General features: G+C 60.4%; 22 protein-coding genes. 8 read left to right on the forward strand and 14 right to left on the reverse strand.

What is annotated here, in order from left to right:
- Positions 1 to 38: 38 nt before the first annotated feature.
- The 4 genes from C7U61_RS11345 to C7U61_RS11360 form a co-directional block, all read right to left on the reverse strand.
- Positions 39 to 1,034: a 2OG-Fe(II) oxygenase family protein gene (locus C7U61_RS11345; protein ID WP_106998184.1), complete on the reverse strand. Its 996-nt coding sequence runs from the start codon at positions 1,032 to 1,034 to the stop codon at positions 39 to 41.
- Positions 1,035 to 1,110: 76 nt separating this feature from the next.
- A complete protein-coding gene (locus tag C7U61_RS11350) occupies positions 1,111 to 2,142 on the reverse strand; it encodes an ABC transporter ATP-binding protein (RefSeq protein WP_106998185.1) in 1,032 nt (343 codons plus the stop codon).
- Positions 2,130 to 3,824, reverse strand: coding sequence for an iron ABC transporter permease (locus tag C7U61_RS11355; RefSeq protein ID WP_106998186.1), 1,695 nt, complete (start codon positions 3,822 to 3,824; stop codon positions 2,130 to 2,132). The genes C7U61_RS11350 and C7U61_RS11355 overlap by 13 nt, the downstream gene beginning before the upstream one ends.
- A gap of 17 nt (positions 3,825 to 3,841) precedes the next feature.
- The gene (locus tag C7U61_RS11360; protein WP_106998187.1) at positions 3,842 to 4,822 is read right to left on the reverse strand and encodes an ABC transporter substrate-binding protein; all 981 of its coding nucleotides are present in this window, start codon (positions 4,820 to 4,822) and stop codon (positions 3,842 to 3,844) included.
- A gap of 172 nt (positions 4,823 to 4,994) precedes the next feature.
- Between C7U61_RS11360 and C7U61_RS11365 the strand changes: the two genes are divergently transcribed.
- Complete coding sequence (locus C7U61_RS11365; protein WP_106998188.1) at positions 4,995 to 6,053, forward strand: aldo/keto reductase; 1,059 nt, start codon at positions 4,995 to 4,997, stop codon at positions 6,051 to 6,053.
- Positions 6,054 to 6,085: 32 nt separating this feature from the next.
- Here the strand turns inward: C7U61_RS11365 and C7U61_RS11370 are convergent, their stop codons facing one another.
- Positions 6,086 to 7,315, reverse strand: a complete 1,230-nt coding sequence (locus C7U61_RS11370; protein WP_106998189.1) for a PLP-dependent aminotransferase family protein — start codon at positions 7,313 to 7,315, stop codon at positions 6,086 to 6,088.
- Between the two features lie 158 nt (positions 7,316 to 7,473).
- Here C7U61_RS11370 and C7U61_RS11375 point away from each other — a divergent pair, with 158 nt between their 5' ends.
- The gene (locus C7U61_RS11375; RefSeq protein ID WP_106998190.1) at positions 7,474 to 8,061 is read left to right on the forward strand and encodes a class I SAM-dependent methyltransferase; all 588 of its coding nucleotides are present in this window, start codon (positions 7,474 to 7,476) and stop codon (positions 8,059 to 8,061) included.
- Between the two features lie 50 nt (positions 8,062 to 8,111).
- Here C7U61_RS11375 and ilvC read toward each other — a convergent pair whose 3' ends face one another.
- The 3 genes from ilvC to C7U61_RS11390 form a co-directional block, all read right to left on the reverse strand.
- On the reverse strand, positions 8,112 to 9,131 hold the full coding sequence (gene ilvC, locus C7U61_RS11380) for a ketol-acid reductoisomerase (protein ID WP_106998191.1): 1,020 nt from the start codon (positions 9,129 to 9,131) through the stop codon (positions 8,112 to 8,114).
- Between the two features lie 44 nt (positions 9,132 to 9,175).
- Entirely contained in the window at positions 9,176 to 9,826 is a 651-nt protein-coding gene (locus C7U61_RS11385; protein WP_106998192.1) for a TetR/AcrR family transcriptional regulator C-terminal domain-containing protein, read from the reverse strand.
- Between the two features lie 201 nt (positions 9,827 to 10,027).
- Positions 10,028 to 10,939, reverse strand: coding sequence for an AraC family transcriptional regulator (locus C7U61_RS11390; RefSeq protein ID WP_106998193.1), 912 nt, complete (start codon positions 10,937 to 10,939; stop codon positions 10,028 to 10,030).
- A gap of 202 nt (positions 10,940 to 11,141) precedes the next feature.
- Here C7U61_RS11390 and C7U61_RS11395 point away from each other — a divergent pair, with 202 nt between their 5' ends.
- A complete protein-coding gene (locus C7U61_RS11395) occupies positions 11,142 to 12,185 on the forward strand; it encodes an NAD(P)-dependent alcohol dehydrogenase (RefSeq protein WP_106998194.1) in 1,044 nt (347 codons plus the stop codon).
- 39 nt (positions 12,186 to 12,224) lie between these two features.
- On the opposite strand, the gene C7U61_RS11400 is transcribed toward C7U61_RS11395, so the two are convergent.
- Both C7U61_RS11400 and C7U61_RS11405 read right to left on the reverse strand, forming a co-directional pair.
- Positions 12,225 to 13,487: an NAD(P)/FAD-dependent oxidoreductase gene (locus C7U61_RS11400; protein ID WP_106998195.1), complete on the reverse strand. Its 1,263-nt coding sequence runs from the start codon at positions 13,485 to 13,487 to the stop codon at positions 12,225 to 12,227.
- 107 nt (positions 13,488 to 13,594) lie between these two features.
- Complete coding sequence (locus C7U61_RS11405; RefSeq protein ID WP_106998196.1) at positions 13,595 to 14,059, reverse strand: Lrp/AsnC family transcriptional regulator; 465 nt, start codon at positions 14,057 to 14,059, stop codon at positions 13,595 to 13,597.
- A gap of 162 nt (positions 14,060 to 14,221) precedes the next feature.
- On the opposite strand from C7U61_RS11405, the gene C7U61_RS11410 reads away from it, so the two are divergent.
- The 4 genes from C7U61_RS11410 to C7U61_RS11430 all read left to right on the forward strand — a co-directional run bounded on the left by C7U61_RS11410 (position 14,222) and on the right by C7U61_RS11430 (position 18,023).
- Positions 14,222 to 14,941, forward strand: a complete 720-nt coding sequence (locus C7U61_RS11410; RefSeq protein WP_106998197.1) for an aspartate/glutamate racemase family protein — start codon at positions 14,222 to 14,224, stop codon at positions 14,939 to 14,941.
- Positions 14,942 to 15,010: 69 nt separating this feature from the next.
- Positions 15,011 to 15,940, forward strand: a complete 930-nt coding sequence (locus C7U61_RS11415; RefSeq protein WP_106998198.1) for a helix-turn-helix domain-containing GNAT family N-acetyltransferase — start codon at positions 15,011 to 15,013, stop codon at positions 15,938 to 15,940.
- Between the two features lie 187 nt (positions 15,941 to 16,127).
- On the forward strand, positions 16,128 to 16,745 hold the full coding sequence (locus C7U61_RS11425) for a TetR/AcrR family transcriptional regulator (RefSeq protein WP_106998200.1): 618 nt from the start codon (positions 16,128 to 16,130) through the stop codon (positions 16,743 to 16,745).
- Between the two features lie 51 nt (positions 16,746 to 16,796).
- Positions 16,797 to 18,023, forward strand: coding sequence for an MFS transporter (locus C7U61_RS11430; RefSeq protein ID WP_106998201.1), 1,227 nt, complete (start codon positions 16,797 to 16,799; stop codon positions 18,021 to 18,023).
- A gap of 89 nt (positions 18,024 to 18,112) precedes the next feature.
- On the opposite strand, the gene C7U61_RS11435 is transcribed toward C7U61_RS11430, so the two are convergent.
- A complete protein-coding gene (locus C7U61_RS11435) occupies positions 18,113 to 19,360 on the reverse strand; it encodes an NAD(P)/FAD-dependent oxidoreductase (protein ID WP_106998202.1) in 1,248 nt (415 codons plus the stop codon).
- Between the two features lie 8 nt (positions 19,361 to 19,368).
- Positions 19,369 to 19,785, reverse strand: coding sequence for a helix-turn-helix domain-containing protein (locus tag C7U61_RS11440; protein WP_106998203.1), 417 nt, complete (start codon positions 19,783 to 19,785; stop codon positions 19,369 to 19,371).
- A gap of 137 nt (positions 19,786 to 19,922) precedes the next feature.
- On the opposite strand from C7U61_RS11440, the gene C7U61_RS11445 reads away from it, so the two are divergent.
- Complete coding sequence (locus C7U61_RS11445) at positions 19,923 to 20,810, forward strand: SDR family oxidoreductase (RefSeq protein ID WP_106998204.1); 888 nt, start codon at positions 19,923 to 19,925, stop codon at positions 20,808 to 20,810.
- 235 nt (positions 20,811 to 21,045) lie between these two features.
- On the opposite strand, the gene C7U61_RS11450 is transcribed toward C7U61_RS11445, so the two are convergent.
- A complete protein-coding gene (locus C7U61_RS11450; RefSeq protein WP_106998205.1) occupies positions 21,046 to 21,798 on the reverse strand; it encodes a pyridoxine 5'-phosphate synthase in 753 nt (250 codons plus the stop codon).
- Between the two features lie 167 nt (positions 21,799 to 21,965).
- Entirely contained in the window at positions 21,966 to 23,093 is a 1,128-nt protein-coding gene (locus C7U61_RS11455) for an ATP-dependent RecD-like DNA helicase (protein ID WP_106998206.1), read from the reverse strand.
- Positions 23,094 to 23,108 lie beyond the last annotated feature (15 nt).

Here is a 23,108-nt window from a genome sequence, read left to right on the forward strand (position 1 = left end):
AGTTAAAGAAGAATATGAGCCGGCTTATTATGTTCGCATCATCCGGCTTTGGCTGTGACAGTCGATTTGAACTTGCCCATCAGATACGGGCCGGAAAGAACAGGTGCATATTTCGGCTCCTCGCCTTCCTTCAGGCACGACGGCAGGCAGGCGATCTCGGCAAACCAGTTCGGCTGATGGAAGAAGGCCAGGGATTGCCGGCGCTGCATGCCGCCCTCTTCCGGCGGCGGATTGACGACGCGATGCACGGTGGAAACCCAGCGATCGTTGGTCCAGAGCGCCATCAGATCGCCGATATTGATGACGAAAGCCCCCTCAACCGGCGGCACCGGTGTCCAATTGCCATCAGGAGCGATGATCTCAAGACCCTTGGAACCGGGCTGCGGCAGGAGGATCGTCAGGCTGCCGTAATCGGTATGGGCGCCGGCGCGAAGCTGGCCCGGCTGCGGCGGCACGTGCTGCTCGGGATAGTTCAGCGCCCTCAGCGCACTGATCGGCGCATCCACGTAGGAATCGAAGAAATGTTCATCGAGGCCGAGCGCCGTTGCGAATACGCGCATGATGCGCGCCGCCAGATCCTCCATCGCCCGATAATAAGCCTTCCACGCCTCCACGAATCCATCAGGCTTCTCCGGCCAGATGGTGGCGGCATAGCAGAAACCGAGTGCTTCAGGATCTGTCATGCCTGCGGGTACGGAAAGCGGGCCGCCATTGAAGCTTTCCTTCAGGTCCGGCGGCGTATCGACATTGCGCGATTTTGCCAGCGCTTCTGTGCCCGGTCCGAGATAGCCGTAGGGATAGCCGGGATAAAGCGTCTTGGCACGCTGCTTCATCTCGGGCGGGAGATCGAAGAAAGCCTGCGTCTTCTTCCAGACCTCGGCAACGACCGTATCGGCGACCCCGTGGTTGGCAATCGCCAGAAAGCCGGTCGAGCGGCATATCCGATCCACCTCCGCGCCCAGCCGATTCTTCTCGTCATGACCGGCTGCTTCGAAAGAACCGAGATCGAAAATCGGAAAGCTATGACCGGACATGCGCGACTCCCCTTCGTGACGTCGAGCAAATCAAGCATAGGAGGCGACAGGGAACAACCATCTTGTCCCCTACCGATCAAAGCCGCCAGGCCGAGCGGATGACAACCCGATAATCATCACCGGCTGTGACAGGCTCGCGGCTATAGGCGCGCAGCACCTGGCCATCCGGCATCGAGAGCCTTATCGCATAGCGCTCGCCCTCATAAAGAACGGAGTCGACCCTGCAGGAAATTCCTTCCGCATCGGCAATCACATCCTCCGGCCGTACGAGAATATCCGAGTTTGCCGAGCCGCTTGCCCTATTGTCCCACAGATCTCGGAAGGACGGCGAATCGATCCGGCGCGAACCGCCATCGGGAAAAGCCAGCGACAGAATAGCCCCCTGCCCGACCAACCCGCCGACCATTCTGCCTTCGGGGTACGCATAGATCTCCGCCGGCGGCGCCACCTGCAGAAGCCGGCCCTCGGACATGACGGCAACATCAGTCGCAAGCGCCATCGCTTCGCTCTGGTCATGCGTGACATAGACCATGGTGGCGCCGGAGCGCTGATGGAACTCGCGGAAGGTCTCCTCCATCTCCTTCTTCAGATGACGGTCGAGGTTCGCCAGCGGCTCATCCAGCAGCACGACGTCGGGAGATGTCACCAGGCAGCGAGCAAGCGCCACGCGCTGCCGCTGGCCGCCGGAAAGATCGGCCGGCCTGCGCTCGGCATAGTCGCCAAGCCGCACCGTCGCCAGCGCCTCGCGCACCTTTTCGCGGTAGCATTCTCCGGAAATGCCGCGCACCCTCAAGGGATAGCCGACATTGTCTGATACGTTCATATGCGGCCAGAGCGCGTAGGACTGGAACACCATGGCCATGTTGCGCCGCTCCGGAGGCAACATGTTTGCGGCATCCGCCAGCAGCCGTTCGCCGAGATGAATGGAGCCGTCCGTCGGCTGCTCGAAGCCGGCGATCATTCTAAGCACGGTCGTCTTACCGCAGCCGGAGGGGCCGAGCAGCGCCAGGAAGCCGCCTTCGCGTACCTCGAGCGATAAGGCGTTGACGGCGGCGCGGCCCCCCGTGCCGAAATCCTTGCTAACGTGATTGAGGATCAGCTTCGCCAAGGCACCACTCCCTTCGGCAGGCGCTTGGCCATGATTTCCAGAACCACCATCATGACGACCACCATGGCGATGACGATGACCGACATGGCCGAGGCAAGATCGGCGCTGCCGCCATCGTCGAGATTGTAGATGACGACGCCGAGGGTCTGCGTGCCTGCCGACCAGAGCAGAGCCGAAACGGTCAGCTCATTGCAGGCGATCAGGAAGACGAGGATAACCGATGCGCCCGCCGCGGGCGCGATCAGCGGCACGATGATATCGGTCAAGCGCCGGAAGAAGCCGGCCCCGGAAAGACGCGCAGCCTCCTCCAGCGCCGGATCGAGCTGCAGAAAGGCGCTCATGACCGGCTTCAGACTGACGGCGAAATAGGCGGAGAAATAGGCAAGCAGGATGATCCAGATCGTCCCGTAAAGCGTGACGTTGAGGATCGGCAAGGGTGCTGCGAACACCAGGATGAAGCAGACGGCAATGATGATGCCTGGAAGCGAATAGGGGATCTCGATCATACCGCCGACGATGCGGCTGAGCGCGTCCTTGCGCCGCGTCAGCGCATAGGCCGCGAGCACTGTCACCAGCAGGAGACCAAAAGCCGTCATGCCCGCGAGGAACAGCGAATTGGAAAAGGCGATCCGCGTTATGCTCTGTCGAAACAGGATTTCCGTGAAGGCATTGAGCGACGCCGTCTTGAAGGTGAGCGGCACGCCGTAAGCCGGCACAAGCGCGCCCGCGACCAGCGCCAGAAAGGGTGCGACGAGCATGACGAAGAGGATGGCGCAGAGCACCGGCAGGGCAAGAAAGCGCCAGCGGCCGAGCGAAAAGGCAGCCGTTGCCCCGGAAATGCCGATGACACGATAATCACGGCCTTTCAAGGCCCTGCCCTGCACGGCAAGCCCCGCGACCGCAATGACGGCGATCATCATAGAGAGCACGGCGATATCGCCGAAGGTGCGCGGCCCGAAATTGGAGAACTTCGTGAAGATCAGCGTCGATAAGGTATAGATCGAGGCCGGAATGCCGAGGATCGCCGGAATGCCGAAATTGCCGATCGACGAGACAAAGGCGATCGCCGCTCCGGCGATGACGCCGGGCAGAGACAATGGCAGGATGATATCGCGGAAGACGCGCAGGCCGGAGGCTCCGGAAAGCCTCGCAGCTTCGACACCATCGCGCGGCAGCGCCATCAAGCCGGCGCGCAAAGCGAGATAGACGAGCGGCGCATGCTGAACGCCATAGAGCAGCGCGATGCCGCCGACCGAATAGAGCGGTTGCGGCGAGCCGAGCGGCGGCGCGACGTGCAGCGCTTTCAGCAGAGGGCTCGATGGGCCTGACATCTGCACCCAGGCAAGCGCCGTCACCTGCGGCGGGATCATCATCGGCAATACGAAGAGGAAGCCGATGAGCCCCCGGCCTGCAAGATCCGTCAATGTCAGCAGGAACGCAAAGAGGCAACCAAGGGCCACGGAAACGATGGTGCCGAGCACAGCGGTCTCGATCGTGTACCACGCCGAGCGCCAAAGTGCCGGATCGGTAATGAGCTCATAAGTGCCGCCCTTGAGCAGTGCCTCGACGCCGGCAAGCGCCAGACGCGCCAGCGGCAGGACGCTGAGCAAAAGCACGACGGCAACAACAAAAGGAAACAGCCAGGCCGGCTGGCTGTTTCCTCGACGCACATATTCGTACATTCCAAATCCGGGTCGGATTACTTCGACTTGAAGTAGGTGGAGAAGGTCTTCAGGTCCTGATCCGTGTTCTTGAGAGCATCGGATGCATTCAACGGCAAAACCTTGATGCTGTCACGTGCCGGAAAACCTTCCGGCAGCGGCGTGCCGTTGCGGGCCGGGATGTAGCCGAGCTTCAGGAAGCCTTCCTGGCCCTTTTCCGAGAGAACGTAATCGACGAACTTCTTCGCCGCATCGGCATGCTGCGTACCGGCGAGAATGCCGACCGGCTCGGTAACAGCCGAAACGCCTTCCTTCGGGAAAACAAATTCCAGCGGAGCACCCTTGGCCTTTTCGCGGATCGGCATGTAGTCGACGATCATGCCATAGGCCTTCTCGCCGGAAGCCACCGACTTCAGCACGGCGCCGTTGCCGCCCGACGCGATCGCACCATTGTCGGCGAGGTTCTTGTAATAGTCCCAGCCGAGGCTGCCGACGCCTGCGAGCGTCTGCGCATGAATGAGAGCGGCGCCCGAAGCCAGCGGGCTCGGCATGGCAACCAGGCCCTTGGCTTCCGGCTTCACCAGATCCTGCCAGCTTGCGGGCTTCATCGCGGCAGCCGTGTTGTAGACGATGCCGGTCGTGATGAGCTTGGTGGAATAATAATAGCCGCCGGCGTCATAGAGCGACGGATCGTAATTGGCGGCTTCCGGCGACTTGTAGGCGAGCAGCTTGCCGGCTTCCTTCAGGCGCTCCAGCGTTACCGTATCGGCAATCAGCAGAACGTCGGCAACCGGTGCGCCGGCCTGCATTTCAGCCTGTAGCTTGGCAATGATTTGCGGCGTGCCGTCACGAACCCAATCGACCTTGATACCGGGATTGGCGGCCATGAAGCCGTCGACAGTGGCCTGCGCATCGGCATTCGGCTGGCTGGTATAGAGGACAAGATCGGCTGCATCGGCATTGCCGGAAAAAAGAGCGATAGCCAGGAAGCTGGCAAAGGCGGAAACAAAGGTCTTCATGAAACGTCCTCGGCTGGATTGTAGGAGTTTGTCTAGACGCAGGGCTTAACATGATTGTGACAGTTGATTTTGTATAGAATGCCGTTCGTATGATGATTGAATCTTGACCATCGTTCTCTGGCGTTATTTCTTGATGCACGTATTTCAGACGGAATCGAGGAGGGACAGATCCATGGAATATCGCCTGCTTGGCCGCTCCGGCCTCAAAGTTTCCACCATCACCATGGGCACCATGACCTTCGGTGGAGTCGGCTGGGCAAAAACCGTTGGCGATCTCGGCGTCAAGGAAGCCAAGAAGCTTGTCGATATGTGCATCGATGCCGGCGTCAACCTGCTCGATACGGCCGATGTTTACTCGCAAGGCGCGTCGGAGGAAATCCTCGGCGAGATCATCGGCGGCCCACGCAAGAATGGCGTGCTCATCGCCACCAAGGCGCGCTTCCCGATGGGCCCTGGCGTCAACGATGCCGGCTCCTCCCGCCAGCATCTCATTCAGGCCTGCGAGGCAAGCCTGAAGCGCATGAAGACCGATGTGATCGATCTCTATCAGCTGCATGAATGGGACGGACAGACGCCGCTGGAAGAGACGATGGAAGCGCTCGACACACTCGTTCGCCAGGGCAAGGTCCGCTATATCGGCTGCTCGAACTTTTCCGGCTGGCACATCATGAAGGCGCTCGGCGTCAGCGAGCGCGACAAGCGCGAACGCTTCGTCAGCCAGCAGATCCACTACACGCTGGAAGCCCGCGACGCGGAAAACGAGCTCGTGCCGATCAGTATCGATCAGAGCCTCGGCATTCTTATCTGGAGCCCGATTGCCGGCGGCCTGCTTTCGGGCAAGCATCGCCGAAACCAGGCGACGCCGGAAGGTACGCGCCAGTTCGCCGGCTGGACGGAACCGCCGATCCGCGATGAAAATCGCCTATGGAATATCGTCGATACGCTGGTGGAGATCGCCGACGGCCGCGGCGTTTCGGCGGCCCAAGTCGCGCTTGCCTGGCTCATCGGCCGCAAGGGCGTGACCTCGGTCATTATCGGTGGCCGCACGAAGGCACAGTTCAAGGATAATCTCGCCAGCGCGGATTTGAAGCTGACTGACGAAGAACGCAAGCGGCTCGACGACGTCAGCCTGCAGCCCTTGATGTATCCCTATTGGCACCAGCGCAATACGGCCAGCGACCGCTTGAGCGAGGCCGATCTGGCACTGATCGGCCCGCATCTGGCGAAGTGATACCCCTTCTCCCCTCGGGGGGAAGGTAAAAACTAGGCCGCCATCGCCTCGATCTCACCGGCGATCAGCTTGCCGAGCCGCGAGATACCCTCTTCGATCAACTCGTCATTGGCGCAGGAGAAGCTGACGCGGAAGGTATTTGCGCCACTACCATCGGCAAAGAATGCCTGGCCTGGCACGAAGGCGACCTTCGCCGTTTCCAGCGACCGTGCGAGCAGCTTGGCGCCGTCCATACCCTTCGGCAAGGTAACCCAGACGAACATGCCGCCTTCCGGCTTCGTCCAGCTCGCACCTTCAGGCATGTATTTTGCAAGTGCTGCCAGCATGCAGTCGCGGCGATGGCTATAGGTCTTGCGGATCTTGGCAACCTGCGCCTCAAAACCGCGCTCGGCAACCTGATGAATGGCAATCTGGTTGATGGTGGAGGAATGCAGGTCGGCCGCCTGCTTCATCAGGACAAGCTTGCGGATGACAGAGGCGTTGGCGACGACGAAGCCGACGCGCAGGCCGGGCGCCAGCGTCTTGGAGAAGCTGCCGCAGTAGATCGTGCGCGTGCCGTTGATGCTGCCTTTGCGCGCGATTTCGAGCGCCAGGATCGGCGCAACCGGCTCGCCATTATAACGCAGCGACTGATAGGCGGCATCTTCGATGACGGCGATATCCAGTTCCTCCGCCAGATCGAGCAGCTTCTCGCGGCCGGCGAGATCCACCGTCTCGCCCGTCGGGTTGGCGAAATCCGCCGAGAGATAGGCAAACTTCACCCTGCCGCCCGCCTGCGAAGCGGCAGCGCGATAGGAATCCGGCGTGCGGTTGCCGTTCGGCGTCAGCTGGTCATAGGTTGGCTCATAGGCGTTGAAAGCCTGCAGTGCGCCGAGGTAGGTCGGCGCCGTGACCAGCGCGGTATCCCTCGGCGACAGGAAAAGCTTGCCGAGATAATCGAGCCCCTGCTGCGAACCGGAAACGATGAAGACGTTTTCGAGCTCGCAGGGAATGCCGAGCGCACCCATCTGTCCGACAAGCCATTCGCGCAGCGGCTTGTAGCCCTCGCTGACCGAATATTGCAGCGCTGCATTCACCGTCGGGCCGGAAAAGATATCGGCATAGGCCTGCTTGAATTCCGCATCCGGAAACAAGGCCGGATCGGGAATGCCGCCGGCGAAAGAGATGATATCCGGCCGCTCCAGCAGCTTCAAAAGCTCGCGGATTTCGGAGGCGCGCATGCGGCTCGAGCGCGTCGCAAAGATATTTTCCCAATTCAACATGGGGCTTCCTCGTAATTTTTGGTCTTTGCGTAACAAGATCACGCAATAAAAGATAAGTCAACAATGCTGACCTATTTTGTTTGTTATGGAGACAGATATTGTCTGCCTTTCCTGCTAGCATCGGCGGTGGTCTTACAAAGAAATGAACGCAAGCCAGCATGAGCCCCGACCCGACATCGTCCTTCTATACCGACAACGCCGCCGTCTACGCGGCGCGTCAACGCAGGCTGCCGCGCCAGAGGCTGGATGCCTTTCTGGCCGCCCTGCCCGCTGGCGCATCCATCCTTGAACTGGGGTGCGGCGGCGGTCAGGATGCCGCCTATATGCTGTCCCGCGGCTTCGACGTTACGCCCACCGACGGCTCCGCCGAACTTGCGAGAGAAGCGGAAAAGCTGCTTGGCAAGCCTGTTCGAGTCATGCGTTTCGAAGCCTTGGATGAGACCGAAATCTTCGACGGCATATGGGCGGAAGCCAGCCTTTTGCATGTTCCGCGATCCGTCCTGCCGGATGTTTTCGATCGCATTCTGCACGCCCTGAAAGCGGGCGGCATCTTCCACGCCAGCTTCAAGGCGGGTGAAGCAGAGGGCCACGACAAGTTCGGACGCTATTACAACTATCCTTCCGCCAGATGGCTTGAGGCTATGCTGAGTGCCGGAGGATGGAAAAACATCATTATCACAGAAGCCAACGGCAGCGGCTTTGACGGTAAGCCAACGAAATGGCTCTACCTTAAAGCCCGAAAATAGAAAGGCCGGAGCTTTCGCCCCGGCCCTCCAATCCGGCTCTCGCCGAAAGCTTAGTTGACCGACTTGTCGACCAGCTTGTTCTTGCCGATCCAGGGCATCATGCCGCGCAGCTTGGCGCCAACTTCTTCGATCTGGTGGCTGTCGTTGTTGCGGCGGATACCCTTGAAGCGGGCTGCGCCCGAACGGTATTCCTGCATCCACTCGGAAGTGAACTTGCCGGTCTGGATGTCCTTAAGGACGCGCTTCATCTCAGCCTTGGTTTCTTCGGTGATGATGCGCGGACCGGTGACGTATTCGCCCCACTCGGCCGTGTTCGAGATCGAGTAGTTCATGTTGGCGATGCCGCCTTCATAGATCAGGTCGACGATCAGCTTCACTTCGTGCAGGCACTCGAAGTATGCCATTTCCGGAGCGTAGCCAGCCTCGACCAGCGTTTCGAAGCCGGCGCGGATGAGCTCGACGAGACCGCCGCAGAGAACGACCTGTTCGCCGAAGAGGTCGGTTTCGCACTCTTCGCGAAAGTTGGTTTCGATGATGCCCGAACGGCCGCCGCCGACGCCGCAGGCATAGGAGAGGGCGAGTTCAAGGGCGTTGCCGGAAGCGTTCTGGTGAACGGCGACGAGGCAGGGAACGCCGCCGCCCTTCTGGTATTCGCCGCGGACCGTGTGGCCGGGGCCCTTCGGAGCGATCATGACGACGTCGACCGAAGCCTTCGGCTCGATGAGGCCGAAGTGGACGTTGAGGCCGTGGGCAAAAGCGATCGCAGCGCCGTCACGGATGTTCGGAGCGATTTCGGACTTGTAGATGTCGGCCTGGAGTTCGTCCGGGGTCGCCATCATCATCAGGTCGGCCCAGGCGGCGGCTTCGGCAACGGTCATGACCTTGAAGCCATCGGCTTCGGCCTTTTTGATCGTGGGCGAACCGGCCTTCAGTGCGATCACAACATTCTGTGCGCCGCTATCCTTCAGGTTCAGCGCGTGCGCGCGGCCCTGAGAACCGTAGCCGATGACGGCGACCTTCTTCGACTTGATGAGATTGAGATCGGCATCACGATCGTAATAGACGCGCATTGTTTGTCCTTCCCTTTGCTTGTCTGGGTGCAGATTTTAAGTTGTCAGACGGTCGCTGCCGCTTCCGCCAATACCTTTTCCGTGCCGTAAAGCTTGAGGAAGGCGCTGACCGCCTTCTCAGCCTGACGGCTCGTATCCTTCAAACCGGGTTCGCCGAGCAGCATGCGGACATGCAGATCGGAGACGATGAGCCCGTAAAGCGTGTGATATGCCTCGTCGGCATCGGTAAAGCGCAGCAGCCCTGCCCGCTTGCCGGCATCGATGAGACCGATGGCGCGGCGATCGATCTGCCTGCGGCCACGTTCCAGCAAGAGCTTGCCGAGCTTGGAGCCATCGCGGTTCGACTGACCGATCGCCAGGCGGTTCAAAGCGAGCGAAACATCGCCAGCCAGAACCTCCAGCAAATCACGCGCGAAAACGACGAGATGGTCATGCAGGCTTGCCGCATTCAGCCGCTCACCATTGCGCTCGAAGGTGCGCACCTTGCTGGCCTGGTAGGTGATCATTGCCGACAGCAGGCCGTCGCGGTCGCCGAACCACTTATAAAGACTTTCCTTGGAGCAATTGGCGGCGCGCGCGACGCCGGAGGTCGTCAGCGCCTTTTCGCCGCCGTCGACAAGGAGACGCAGCGCCTGTTCCAGAACCGCGTTCTGGCGCGGCGAAAACTCGCTCGACTGTCCTGCTTCGCTCAGCACGATGGCTACTCCCAAATGCGTACCGTACGGTACGGTTCGTAACGCTTTATGCAGTACCCCAAAACCGTCGTCAAGCGGAATTCGTTGCTGCACTGCGTTAAAAACAAGAGTGCTTGTCAGGGCTGCTAAACCATGGCAACTGCCATAAGCCGGTCATTCGATCAAAAGAGCTTGACGCAAACGATCGGTCGGAAACATCACCTACTCGGCGGCGACCGCGTTGTTGCGCATCGCCTCGACATCCTTCAGCGGCGGCAGGCCGTAGAGGCGACTGTATTCCCGGCTGAATTGCGAAGGACTTTGATATCCGACGCGATGGCCGGCCGATCCGACATCGAGCTGCTCGACGAGCATCAGCCGCCGCGCCTCATGCAGCCGAAGCTGTTTCTGATACTGGATTGGCGATAGGGCCGTAACAGTCTTGAAATGGTGATGCAGCGAGGAAACGCTCATGCCGACGCGCTCGGCCAGCTCTTCGATGCGCAACGGCTGCGTATAGTTGCTGCGGAGCCAGGCGACGGCACGCGCCACCCGGTTGCTCTGGCTCTCCGCCATGGCAATCTGCAGCAGCCTGGGACCGTTCGGACCAGTCAGCAGGCGATAGAGGATTTCCTGCTCGATCAAAGGCGCCATGGCCGGAATATCTTCCGGCCGATCAAGCAATCGGAGCAGGCGCAGCGAGGCATCGAGGAGTTCCGGAGGGGCCGCATGGACCGCAATGCCGCGCACCGGCTCGGCAGTCAGCGCCTGACGGGGAATGCTGACGCGCGACAGCAGCTCCTTTAGCCGTTCGCTGTCGAGCGCCATTCCGAAACAAAGATAGGGCGTATCGCTGCCGACATTGGTGACCTGCGTCGATACCGGCAGGTCGAGCGCCGTTAAAATATACTCGCCGACACCGTAATTGTAGGTTTCCGCACCGATCGTCAGGCTCTTGCGCCCCTGGACCACGATTGCAAAACAGGGCCGGTAAGCCCCATGCTGCCACACGGTCGCGGCCGACTGCCGATAGAGATTAAGATTGTCTATCCGCGTGCGGTGTTCGCCGTCGCTCGGAGCGAAACGTGCAACGATCGATGCGAGTTCCTGATTGGGATTGAAAGGCAGTGTCATGCGCAACCAACTGTTTTCGAGCAGATATCGATGGTCTATCTAGGTAACACCGCTCGATCGCGAAAGACCTGCCGAACATTTAGATTCGCAGGATCGTACATAAAGCTTGCAGGATCGCTCTAACGCTACGGCCCGGTCCTGATGCATGGTGGGCCACTCCAAATTCCACTCCCAACCCATCCGAAAGATAAGGAAATCTCCCATGCCTATCGCAAAGGGTTATGCCGCGACCGACGCGTCCAAGCCGCTCACGCCGTTCACTTTCGAGCGCCGCGACCCGAACGCAGACGACGTTGTCATCTCCGTCAAATATTGCGGCGTCTGCCATTCCGACATTCACCAGGCCCGCAACGAATGGGGCGGCTCGAAATATCCGATGGTGCCCGGCCATGAAGTCGCCGGCATCGTGACCGCCGTCGGTTCCGAGGTCACGAAGTTCAAGGTCGGCGATCGCGTCGGTGTCGGCTGCTTCGTTGATTCCTGCACCACCTGCGCCACGCGCGACCTGGACTACGAGCACTATATGCCGGGCCTCGTCCAGACCTACAATGACGTCGAAGCCGATGGCAAGACGCCGACTTACGGCGGCTATTCCGACTCCATCGTCGTCAAGGAAGGCTATGTCCTCTCCTTTCCCGACAACATTCCGCTCGACGCAGGCGCACCGCTGCTTTGCGCCGGAATCACGCTTTATTCGCCGCTGCGTCACTGGAAGGCCGGACCGGGCAAGAAGGTTGCGATCGTCGGCATGGGCGGCCTCGGCCATATGGGCGTGAAGCTGGCCCATGCCATGGGAGCCGATGTGACCGTTCTCAGCCAGACGCTGTCGAAGAAGGAAGACGGGTTCAAGCTGGGCGCGAAGGATTACTATGCCACCAGCGATGCCGAGACCTTCACCAAGCTCGCCGGCACCTTCGACCTGATCATCAACACGGTTGGCACGGCGATCGACTGGAACGCCTATCTCAACCTGCTGAAGTACGATGGCAGCATGGTGCTGGTCGGCGTTCCCGAGCATGCGGTTCCGGTTCACGCCTTCTCGCTGATCCCCGGCCGCCGCAGCCTTTCCGGCTCCATGATCGGCTCGATCAAGGAAACCCAGGAAATGCTGGATTTCTGCGGCAAGCACAACATCGTGGCCGAGATCGAGAAGATCGACATTCAGGATATCAACGAAGCCTATGAGCGCGTGCTGAAGAGCGACGTGCGCTACCGCTTCGTCATCGATATCGCTTCGCTGGCTTAAACCGAAAAGGGCGGCGTCCATCGAGGCGCCGCCTTTCCTTTACTCCTCGCGCGAGCTTTCCTTCTGCGTGATCAGCCGGGCGCTGTGCTGCCGGCTGAGATAGATCCAAAGCCAGCTCCAGGCGACCGCGATGCGCCAGCGCACGCCGATCAGGAAATAGATGTGGGCAAGCCCCCACACCCACCAGGCCAGCCATCCCCTAAGCTTGATCCAGCCGAAATCGATGATAGCGGCACTTTTGCCGATCGTCGCAAGGCTGCCCTGATGGCGATAGCGAAACGGTCCGGGCACCGGTCTGCCCGTAAGCTTTGCCTTGATGACCTTGGCAACGTAAGAGCCCTGCTGCTTGGCGGCCGGAGCGATCCCGGGCACAGGGCTGCCATCGTCACGCATGACGGCTGCCGTATCGCCGATGATAAAGATATCTTGCTTGCCCGGCGCCCTCAGATCCTTGTCGACAATGGCGCGACCGGCGCGATCGGCCGGAATGCCAAGCCATTTCGCCGCCGGCGATGCCTCGACGCCCGCCGCCCAGACGATGGTACGGCATGGCACGAACGTGTCGCCGATCGTCACGCCTTCCGCCGCGCATGAGGTGACCGGCCTGCCGAAGCGAACATCGACACCCAGCAGTTCCAGTTCCTTGTAGGCATAGTCGGAGAGCTCTTGCGCGAAAGCCGGCAACACGCGTGGACCGGCTTCGACGAGGATGATCTTCGCCTTGCGGGTATCGATATTGCGGAACTCCTTCGGCAAGGTCGTCCTCGCCAGTTCCGAGATGATGCCGGCGAGCTCGACGCCCGTGGGGCCGGCGCCGACGATCACGAAGGTCAGCAGCGCTTCGCGGATAGCCGCGTCGGTTTCCAATTCCGCCTGTTCGAAGGCCAGCAACAGGCGCCGGCGAATGGTGGTGGCATCCTCCAGCGTCTTCAATCCCGGCGCAACCGGCTCCCATTCGTCATGGCCGAAATAGGCATGGGTGGCGCCGGTCGCCAGCACCAGCGTATCATAATGGATCTTTTGACCATTCTTCAGGAGCACCTGATGTGCCACACTGTCGACGCCGACAACCTCGGCGAGCAAGGTCGTCACTTCAGGCCGATCGCGGAAGAAATTGCGGATCGGCCAGGCGATCTCGGAGGTGGCAAGCAGCGTAGTGGCGACCTGATAGAGAAGCGGCTGAAAAAGGTGATGATTGCGCCGGTCGATCATCGTCACGCGGACAGGCAAGCCTTTCAGATCGTTGACGAGCTGTACCCCGCCAAACCCGCCTCCGACCACGACGACATGATGATCCTGCATGGCAACACCTCGCGACTAAGTTTCCTGAAAACGTAGGGTTGAGAAGGATATGCAGCAACCATCTTTTATGCATGGCACCTCTGCACGGCTACGATGCGGCAACGCGCCTATTGTGCATACCCGACAGGAACGGAGGCGCCGCTTTTAAGTTCCTCCATCGAGATCGACGCGGAGACGTCGAAGAGCTCGATCTTGCGCACGAGCTGTTTGTAGATGACATCGTAATGCTCGACACGCGGCAATACGATCTTGAGGATGTAATCATAATTCCCGGTAAGCCGATGGGCCTCGACGATCTCGGGGATGTCGCCGATGACCTTTCGGAAGGATTCGATCCATTCGTCGGCGTGATGCGCCGTCTTGATCATCGCATAGACCGTGGTCGGCACCCCCATCTTCTCGCGATCGAGTACGACGATGCGCCTGGCGATATGCCCGCTCTCCTCAAGCCGCTGTATGCGGCGCGAGCAGGCCGATACCGACAGGGCGACGCGATCGGCAAGTTCGGTGACGGAGATGCCGGCATCCGCCTGCAGAAAGTCGAGAATCTTTCGGTCGCGTTCGTCGAGCATGTGCAGCATTCCTTCTTTTGGCGCCTTCATTTTGCACAGAAATACAGAAATACGCAAAATATTGCAGTGAGACTTTGATAAGCTTCTAAAAACGCAAACACATGGCGGATGAATCGCCGCACTATTCCCTCCATTCAAAATCTACGAGCGGAGAACAGTATTATGCGCACCATTGGCCTGATCGGCGGCATGAGTTTTGAGAGTTCGGCAGTCTACTATCGCCTGATCAATGAAATGGTCCGCGAGCGCCTGGGCGGCCTCTCCTCGGCCGAACTTGTCATGTACTCCGTCAACTTCGAGGAAATCGTCGCCCTGCAAAAGGCCGGCCGCTGGAATGATGCGGCCGACCGGCTCGCCGATGCCGCGCAGCGCCTGCAGTCGGCGGGTGCCGAATGTGTGCTCATCTGCACCAACACCATGCATCTGATCGCACCCCAGGTTGCCGAACGCGTTTCCGCTCCGCTCATCCATATCATCGATGAGACCGCCGCGGCCTTGAAGGCCGCCGGCCGGGCCAGGCCGCTGCTGCTGGCGACCCGCTATACGATGGAACATGGTTTCTATGCGGAGCGCATGGCCGAGAATGGCATCTCCATCATGGTTCCCGGCCCCGAGGATCGCACGATCACGCACGACATAATCTTCAACGAACTCTGCGCCGGCATCATCAAGGACGAATCTCGGCGGAAGATGAACGGCATCATCGAGCGCGCCAAAGCCGAAGGCGCCGACAGCGTCATTCTCGGCTGCACCGAGATCTGCCTCATTCTCGACCCGAAGGCGCTGATCCTGCCCGGCTTCGACACTACAACGATCCACGCGGAAGCCGCTGTGGACTTTGCCCTTGCGGATGAAAAGGCTCGCAGCAGTTGCGCTGCCTGACTGCCTCAAATTACTTGACTGCGTCCAATAAATAATGACATCGTCTCCTATATCTGAGGAGACGATGTCATGCCCGCTGCTGCAGAAATCGCGACTATCGATGCAGTCCGTAACTTCAATCGGTTCTATACGAATTTCCTCGGCGTCCTGAACAAGGCCTATCTCGACAGCCCCTATACGCTGACGGATGCACGCGTGCTGTTCGAAGTCGGCTTTCGCGGCGGCGTCGCCGCCTCAGCCCTGACGCGCGACCTCCATCTCGACCCTGCCTACCTCAGCCGTATCGTCAAGCGCTTTCGCCAAGATGGTTTGATCGAAACGACCCCGGATCCGAACGACGCCCGCAGCCAGATCATGAAGGTCACCGAGAAGGGACAAGCTCAATACGAGGAATTCGTCCGTCGCTCACGCGCGCAGATCGCCGGATATTTCGAAAAGCTGGCGCCCGGCGAAGCCGAGCGTGTCGTTGGGGCTATGCGGACGATACAGGAAACACTTAGCTCTGATCGAACCGCAGCGCCCACCGCCACAATTCGCAATCACCGGCCCGGTGACATCGGCTGGATCGTACAAAGCCAGGCACGCTTTTACACCGAAGAATTTGGCTGGGACGATCGCTTCGAAGGTCTGGCGGCCGAAGTCGCCGGTAAATTCCTCTCCAATTTCAATCCGCAAAAGGATCGCTGCTGGATTGCCGAGCGAGACGGCCTGAATGTCGGATCTGCCATGATTACCGATGGCGGCGATGGCATCGCAAAGCTCCGGCTGCTTTATGTCGACAAGACCGCGCGCGGCCTCGGCCTTGGCAAGCTGCTGGTCGATGAATGCATCCGTTTCTCGCGTGATGCCGGATATAAAAAGCTATCGCTTTGGACCAATGACATCCTAGATACGGCACGGGCGATCTACATCAAGGCGGGCTTCAGGCTTGCGGCGGAGGAAAAACATCGCATGTTCGGCACGGAACTGAATGGCCAGACCTGGGAGCTCGATCTCTGAGCTCGGCCGGCGCAATCGTGTCGCTGCATTGTTCTTCGTCCGCAAGGGCATAGACGAGTGCTATAAGAGCGATCCCCATTGCGTTTTTTTCACAATAGGGAAACCAGTAGCAGCCATCATTCTCGCGATTCTTGTTGCGGCGCAAAATTCGCTTGATTTGGAAACGATCATTTCCTAAAAGAGTGCCATGACGACGGACACCTTCGACATTGCACCAAAGCTTCGTGGACGCCCGCGTGAATTCGATATGAATTCCGCGCTGGACGAAGCGCTGCGCGTCTTTTCCGAGCGCGGCTATTATGCCGCCTCGATCAGCGAATTGACTGAAGCCATGGGTCTGACCGCAGGCAGTGTCTACAAGGCTTTCGGCGACAAGCGCGGCATCTTTCTCGCCGCATTCAGCCGGTATCGCCAAGTCCGTCAGCAGCTCATCGACAAGACGCTGGCGGACGCTCCGAATGCTCATGAAAAACTTCGTATCTTGGTGAGGTTCTTCGCGGAGGCCTCATGCGGGGAGATCGGCCGCCGCGGCTGCCTCGTGGTCGGAAGCGCGACCGAGCTTGCCCTTTTCGACGAGGAGGTTGCCGGTCGGGTTGGCGCCGCCTTCGATTTCGACGAAAGGCGCATCCTCAATCTGATCCGTCTCGGACAAGAGGATGGCTCCATACCAAAGCATGTCGATCCGGAAAGTACCGCCTGCGCCCTGCTGGCGCTGACCAAGGGCATGCGCGTGATCGGCAAGACCGGCCGCAAGACCGAACAGATGTTCGCCGTCGCCGAGACGGCGATGAAACTGCTGACCTGATTTTCACTGAAATTTCGGGGAACGTAATCCCCGCCCTATTGAGGACAAGACATGCCCGCAACTGCCGCCGCCAGACGGGAGAGCACGCCGCTCCCAGAAAAAACCATTTCGCCGCTTCTCACATTCATGTTCGCCGCCGCCTGCGGGCTGGTGGCCGCCAATCTGTATTATGGCCAGCCGCTCGCCGGCCCCATCAGTCAATCGCTCGGCTTCACCCCCGCCGCCACCGGCCTCATCGTCACCCTTACACAGATCGGCTACGGCCTCGGCTTGTTGCTGATCGTCCCACTCGGCGATCTTCTCGAGAACCGGAAATTGGTCCTGACGCTGGTGGCGCTTGCCGCCGTCGCGCTTGTGGGCGCCGCCTTCGCGTGGTCGCCATCACTGTTCCTGCTCGCCTCGCTCTGCATCGGCCTTGCGTCTGTCGCGGTGCAGGTCCTTGTCCCATTCGCCGCCCATATGGCGCCGGACGCCAGCCGCGGCGCCGTCGTCGGCAATGTCATGAGCGGCCTCCTCGTCGGCATCATGCTGGCCCGCCCGGCCGCCAGCTTCCTGTCCGAGCTTCTGTCCTGGCATGCTGTCTATATTATCTCAGCCGGCGTCATGATCGGGCTGATCGTCATCCTGCGCCTCGTTCTGCCCACCCGCGTGCCGCACACCAGGCTGCATTATGGGCAGCTGCTATCCTCCATGGGCCATCTCGCGCTCCGTACACCGGTCCTGCAGCGGCGCGCACTCTATCAGGCTTGCATGTTCGGCGCCTTCAGCCTCTTCTGGACAACGACACCTCTCTTGCTGGCAAGCCCGGCTTTCGGTCTGACACAGAACGGCATAGCCCTTTTTGCACTTGCCGGCGCCGCCGGTGCCGTCGCTTCACCCATTGCCGGACGCGTTGCAGACCGCGGCTGGACGAAGCTTGCCACGGCCTTCGCCCTGGTGCTCGCGATCGTCGCCTTCCTGATCGGCCATTTTTCCGGCAGCGGTTCGCTTCTGGCACTCATCACGCTGACGCTCTCAGGCATCATGCTCGACTTTGGCGTTCAGACCAATCTCGTGCTTGGTCAACGCGCCATCTTTGCGCTCAGCGCCGAACATCGCAGCCGCCTCAATGGCCTTTATATGGCGACTTTCTTCGCCGGCGGCGCCCTCGGCTCCGCACTCGGCGGCTGGGCCTATGCCACCGGCGGCTGGAGCATGGCCTCCTGGATCGGCGTCGCCTTCCCGGTCATTGCGCTTCTTGCCTATCTTACCGAGAGCAATTCCAGGAAAAGCGCATAGCGGTTTTCCGTCCGGAATTGCGTAGAACCAAAGAGATAGAGCATTTTCGCTATTCGAAGAAAAGCGGAAGGCTCGAGCGGGAGAAATGATCACGACGGCTGCGGCACCGCCTGCCGCAGCCAGTCGCATTCCCGCAAGCCTGCGCCATGAAACGGGTCGACCAGCGTGCCGGAGACAATGCCGGCTAGGATCTGTGGTGCGGGCGGTATTTTGGCGATGGTGGCGACCAGCCGATCCCTGATCCAGGCCAATGCTGCCGAATCCGATTGGTAAAAGGGCGTAAAGGCCGCAGACAGCAACTGAAACAGCCGCACATGCATCCGCCGTGCCTTGGCATAGGCAGCAAGAGCGGCCTCGATCGTTTCATGTCCTGCCAGAGCATGCGCTAACGCAGCCACATCGAGCAACGCCATATTGGCGCCCTGCCCCAGCTGCGGACTGGTGGAATGCGCTGCATCGCCGATGAAAACAGTCCGCCCGCTATAGGGCGTCATCACGGTGCGATGAGCATAGCGTGCGAGCGTCAACTGATCCCAATCCGTGATCTGCTCCAGCAGAGGCTCGCATTCCGGCCAGTAGCCGCGGATCGTCTGTTTCCAACGCTCGAGCCCACGCCTGCGCACCTCATCCGCATCCGCCACTTTCAGGCTCCAGAACAGGGCTGCCTGCTTCGGCAAATCCGGCCTTCTGCTGCCGATCGGCAAAACGCCGATCATCACGCTTGCCTTGTCGTAGCGCTGCGTCAGCGCCGCCTGATCCACCAGCCCGTCCGGGCAGTCGAGCGTCGCCCAGAAGGCGCCGTAGGCGAGATTTCGTGCACGCGGCGCAACGGGCGATGCCGTCACCAGTTCCGAGCGCGCGCCGCTCGCATCGATGACGAGATCGTAAGGCCCGAGGCGCTCGCCACCTTCGACAGAGAGGTAGCTTTCACCGCTCTCCTCCGTCACGCCGATAACACGCTGCCCGGTATGGATCGGATATCGCCGTGCGGAGACTTCATCGTAGAGCGTATCGAACAGAGCGGCGCGATGAACGCCAAGCCCATAGCGCCCGCCGGGCAATGCATCGTAGCGCACATCGAGAACGATACGGCCGCGGGTGGTTTCCGTGCCGAACAATCGATCGATGCGGTTGCCGGCGGCATGAATGGCTGGACCGAGCCCGAGCGCTTCCAGCACGGTCAATCCGGTCGGCTGCAGCATCAGCGCCGAACCGACGGGAGCCGGGTTGTCGAAGCGTTCGATAATATCGGTCGTATGACCAGCACGAATGAGAAAGAGAGAGGCGGCAAGACCGGCAGGCCCGGCGCCGACGATGGCAATCTTCAAGGGCTTCACGATAAGGCTCAGTCCGGCGATTGATCGAAACGGGCTCTCGCAGCCTTTACCGCCTCATGATTGGCCTCGGCCCAGTTCAGAAGCAGCGCCAGCGGCTCGTAAAGCGAGTAGCCGAGATCCGTCATGCGATATTCGACGCTTGGCGGCTTCGTGGGAAAGACCTCGCGGTCGACATAGCCGTCGCGCTGGAGGTCGCGCAACGTCTGCGTCAGCATGCGTTGGGAGATATCGGGGACCAGGCGGCGCAACTCGCCGAAACGGTATGGCCGTTTAGCCAATGTTTCCAGCAGCAGCACCGACCATTTTCCGCCGATCTGCGAGATCAGGTCACGCACGGGACAATTGCTGAAATCGAGATTGCTGAGATCGACGTCGCGCAGCGGCGGATCCTTGCTGCGCAGATTGATGACGGCGCTCGCTGCCATGCCGGTTCCCTTTTGGTAACTTGGAGCCGAAAAACTGCCTTCTTTACATAGCGAAGTCAATTCCTATTCTAGTGCTAGTCTCTTTTTGAGAGCAACAAGGCCCTGCGAATGTGCGGCGGTCCAACAAAGGAAAACATATGAGCAGCACTCTTCTCGTCACTGGCGCCGCCGGCAAGCTTGGCCAGCGCGTCATCCATCACCTGCTGGAGACATACAAGGTCGCGCCCGGCCGCATCATCGCCGCGACGCGCAGCCCGGAGAAGCTTGCCGATCTCGCCGCCAAGGGCGTCGTCACCCGCAAGGCCGATTTCGACGATGTCTCCAGCTTGTCTGCCGCCTTTGCCGGTGTCGACCGGCTGCTGATCATCAGCACCGATGCGCTCGCCGTGCCCGGCCTGCGCCTGAAGCAGCACACGGCCGCCGTCGAAGCCGCCAAGAAGGCTGGCGTCCGGCATATTCTCTATACCTCCATGCCGGCTCCGGAAGGTTCGCTCGTCAGCTTCGCACCCGATCATCTCGGAACGGAAAACGCCATCAAGGCAAGCGGCATCGGCTACACGATCCTGCGCGACGCCTGGTATTTCGACAACTACCTGATGGGTCTGCCGCACAGCCTCGAAACCGGCAAATGGTATACGGCAACCGGCGGCGGCCGCGTCAGCAACATTAGCCGCGAAGATTGCGCAGTCGCCATCGCCGCAGCTCTGGCATCCGACGCAACGGACAGCGCCACCTATACGCTGACCGGCTCGACCGCCGTCACCGTCGAGGATGTGGCGAGCGTCGTCAGCCGGATCACCGGTCGCCCGCTCGAAGTCGTTCAGGTCAATGACGAACAGCTGGCCGCCGGCCTCACCGGCGCCGGCTTGCCGAAGTTCGTGGTGGACATGCTCGTCTCCTCCGAAGCCAATACCCGCGCCGGCAAATTCGACATCCTCGCCAATGACTTCAACAAGCTGACCGGCAAGGAGCCGCAAACGCTACGCAGCTTCTTCGAGGAGCATAAGGCCGCGTTGGTGGGCTGATTTTAGAGAAGGTCAGGCAAGACCTGCTTTGCCGAACTTTCAAGCATGCCCCCTCTCCCCGCAAGCGGGGCGAGGGAGTTTTCATGCCTCAAGCAAAACTCTAGCCGAGTGATGCAATGATTGGCTTGCGTTGTCATCCCTTCTCCCCGCAAGCGGGGAGAAGGCTGGGATGAGGGGCTAGGCACTATGGCGCGTCAGTGACGCCCTCGCCTGACCAGCCCAAGCCTATTTCCTATCAAACCACCTGACCGCAAGCCCGGCGGAAGCGCCGAACCGTTTCGGCCATGCCATATTCCAGCGCATCCGCCGTCAGCCCATGGCCGATCGACGTTTCGGCAAGCTTCGGAATGCGCTTCACGAGCGCCGGCAGGTTGGCGACGGTCAGATCGTGACCGGCATTGACGTCGAGGCCGTTGGCGAAGGCGGCGTCCGCGGTCTTGCCGAGCGCTTCGAGAATGACGGCAGCCTTTTGCGGATCATCGTAACAGCCGCCGTAGGGGCCGGTGTAAAGCTCGATGCGGTCGGCACCGACCTCCCTCGCGATCTTCACGGCGTCTGCATCGCCGTCGCCATCGGCGAACAGCGATACGCGGCAGCCAATCGTCTTGTATTTTGCAACGACCTCGGCCAGCAGGTCTCGATTCTTGCGGAAATCCCAGCCGTGATCCGATGTCGCCTGCGCGGGATCATCGGGCACCAGCGTCACCTGCTCGGGCTCGGCAGAAGCGCAGAGATCGAAGAACTCGTCGCTCGGATAGCCCTCGATATTGAACTCCGCCTCCGGAAACTCGTCGTCGATCAGCGCACGGATGTCTGGCAGGTCGGAAAAGCGGACATGCCGCTGATCGGGACGCGGATGAACGGTCAACCCGCTGGCGCCGGCTGCCAGCGCGATGCGTCCCAAGCCCGTAACGCTCGGCCAGGGAAGATCACGCCGGTTGCGCAGCATCGCGATAGCGTTGAGATTCACGGAAAGCTTGGCGGGCATGATGGAAATCCCTGATTTTCAAAGCGGATGATATCACCGGTTTTTATGTCATCATACGCAGCAAAACCAACGAGATTCCGACATCAACCCATGCAAAACTTTGATGGAGAGGATCGAACCAGGTCACCGCGGCGCGACATCCCTCCGGCAATGCTCGAGACATCGTATCAACGGACGATGGTTAGCGTCTCGGCGGCGCGGGTAATGGCTGTATAAAGCCAGCGCTCGCGGGTATCGCGGAACGCCCAGCTCTCGTCGAACAGCACGACATTGTTCCATTGTGAGCCCTGGGCCTTATGGACGGTCAGCGCGTAGCCGTAGTCGAACTCGTCGTACCGTTTGCGGGTCGACCACGGAATTTCGCCCTCGACATCCTCGAAGGCCTGTTTCAACAGCTTGATCTTCGCTGCCCCGCGATCCATGTCGTCATCTTCCGGGCGCACCAGAAGATTGATGCCCGGCTTTGTCGTTTCCCGGGAAGACGTCATCACCTGCCAGAGCGAGCCGTTGAGCAGCCCCTTGGCGGGATCGTTGCGCAGGCAGACCAGCTTGTCGCCGGATTGCGGATAGTCGGCGGTAAATCCTTTCAGCTCGCGCAGACGCTGATTGTAGCGCCGGCGCGTCCTGTTGGTGCCGACGAGCACCTGATCGGCTTCCAGCACGAGCGGCTGCGTGACCTCGTTCTTCGAAATCACCTGCGCGGTGCCATAGTCGCCATACATGATTTCCTTGCCCTCACGCACCTCCATGGCGAGCTGGATGATCGGATTGTCGCGGGCCTGACGATGAATATCCGTCAGCAAGTAATCCGGCTCTTCGTTCGTGAAGAAACCGCCGCCGGAAACCGGCGGCAGCTGGCCGGGATCGCCGAGCACCAGAATGGGCGTTCCAAAGCTCATGAGATCCTTGCCGAGCGCCTCGTCCACCATCGAGCATTCGTCGACGATGATCAGCGCGGCCTTGGCAACCGGGCTCTGGCGGTTGATGGTGAACATCGGCGCGATCGATGTCTTGCCGGTCTCCTTATCCTCCACGGCCTCTTCGCCGCGCGGCCGGTAGATCAGCGAGTGGATGGTCTTGGCGTTCGAGGCGCCGCGCGAGCGCAGCACCTGCGCCGCCTTGCCAGTAAAGGCCGCGAACAGCACCTCGCCGCCCACATGTTCGGCGAAATGCCGCGCAAGCGTCGTCTTGCCCGTGCCAGCATAGCCGAACAGACGGAATAACGGCGAGCGCCCCTCTTTCAGCCAGTTTGCGACAGCCTTGAGTGCTTCATCTTGTTGCGGCGCGAATTGCATGGACCGAATTGGCAG

The sequence above is a fragment of the Rhizobium sp. JAB6 genome, from assembly GCF_003024605.1.
Lineage (GTDB): Bacteria > Pseudomonadota > Alphaproteobacteria > Rhizobiales > Rhizobiaceae > Rhizobium.

Bases quoted from the DNA above. Each gene is read 5' to 3' on its own strand.
- C7U61_RS11400 (WP_106998195.1), bottom strand. From the start codon at position 13,487: ATGCAGGATCATCATGTCGTCGTGGTCGGAGGCGGGTTTGGCGGGGTA.
- C7U61_RS11360 (WP_106998187.1), bottom strand. From the start codon at position 4,822: ATGAAGACCTTTGTTTCCGCCTTTGCCAGCTTCCTGGCTATCGCTCTT.
- C7U61_RS11365 (WP_106998188.1), top strand. From the start codon at position 4,995: ATGGAATATCGCCTGCTTGGCCGCTCCGGCCTCAAAGTTTCCACCATC.
- C7U61_RS11370 (WP_106998189.1), bottom strand. From the start codon at position 7,315: ATGTTGAATTGGGAAAATATCTTTGCGACGCGCTCGAGCCGCATGCGC.
- C7U61_RS11445 (WP_106998204.1), top strand. From the start codon at position 19,923: ATGAGCAGCACTCTTCTCGTCACTGGCGCCGCCGGCAAGCTTGGCCAG.
- C7U61_RS11425 (WP_106998200.1), top strand. From the start codon at position 16,128: ATGACGACGGACACCTTCGACATTGCACCAAAGCTTCGTGGACGCCCG.
- C7U61_RS11375 (WP_106998190.1), top strand. From the start codon at position 7,474: ATGAGCCCCGACCCGACATCGTCCTTCTATACCGACAACGCCGCCGTC.
- ilvC (WP_106998191.1), bottom strand. From the start codon at position 9,131: ATGCGCGTCTATTACGATCGTGATGCCGATCTCAATCTCATCAAGTCG.
- C7U61_RS11345 (WP_106998184.1), bottom strand. From the start codon at position 1,034: ATGTCCGGTCATAGCTTTCCGATTTTCGATCTCGGTTCTTTCGAAGCA.
- C7U61_RS11355 (WP_106998186.1), bottom strand. From the start codon at position 3,824: ATGTACGAATATGTGCGTCGAGGAAACAGCCAGCCGGCCTGGCTGTTT.
- C7U61_RS11430 (WP_106998201.1), top strand. From the start codon at position 16,797: ATGCCCGCAACTGCCGCCGCCAGACGGGAGAGCACGCCGCTCCCAGAA.
- C7U61_RS11415 (WP_106998198.1), top strand. From the start codon at position 15,011: ATGCCCGCTGCTGCAGAAATCGCGACTATCGATGCAGTCCGTAACTTC.
- C7U61_RS11450 (WP_106998205.1), bottom strand. From the start codon at position 21,798: ATGCCCGCCAAGCTTTCCGTGAATCTCAACGCTATCGCGATGCTGCGC.
- C7U61_RS11440 (WP_106998203.1), bottom strand. From the start codon at position 19,785: ATGGCAGCGAGCGCCGTCATCAATCTGCGCAGCAAGGATCCGCCGCTG.
- C7U61_RS11410 (WP_106998197.1), top strand. From the start codon at position 14,222: ATGCGCACCATTGGCCTGATCGGCGGCATGAGTTTTGAGAGTTCGGCA.
- C7U61_RS11405 (WP_106998196.1), bottom strand. From the start codon at position 14,059: ATGCTCGACGAACGCGACCGAAAGATTCTCGACTTTCTGCAGGCGGAT.
- C7U61_RS11395 (WP_106998194.1), top strand. From the start codon at position 11,142: ATGCCTATCGCAAAGGGTTATGCCGCGACCGACGCGTCCAAGCCGCTC.
- C7U61_RS11455 (WP_106998206.1), bottom strand. From the start codon at position 23,093: ATGCAATTCGCGCCGCAACAAGATGAAGCACTCAAGGCTGTCGCAAAC.
- C7U61_RS11390 (WP_106998193.1), bottom strand. From the start codon at position 10,939: ATGACACTGCCTTTCAATCCCAATCAGGAACTCGCATCGATCGTTGCA.